We start from the raw sequence: 281 nt of genomic DNA, 5'->3' as shown, positions 1-281 counted from the left end.
ATAGCAAATTTCGTAGCCTTCTCGATACTGCGCCACTTTTCCGTTTGGCTGGTTTGCTGCCCACCAGGCACCAAACTGGCTGTTGGGGTTGGTACTGTTCCAGGCCCGAAAGACAGTCAGCGATTCCCCTTGTTTTACTTCATACACCTTGCCCTGACACAGTTTGCCTTTTGTGGGCTGACCAAGAGAGCTGGCCAGCAACTGAGGATCTTCCACAAGATTGAGCTTACTGGCCCATGCCGCAGGCGGCTCGGTTGAACCAATACAAGCGCTGGCATTAA

General features: G+C 52.7%; 1 pseudogene. It reads right to left on the bottom strand.

The features are described from left to right. Positions 1-281: pseudogene (locus ACYP03_RS25825) on the bottom strand (hypothetical protein); the annotation flags it as partial.

Source organism: Photobacterium sp. R1 (assembly GCF_054600795.1).
Note: the sequence above shows the minus strand (reverse complement) of the source record. Positions and strands in the feature narration are given on the sequence as shown.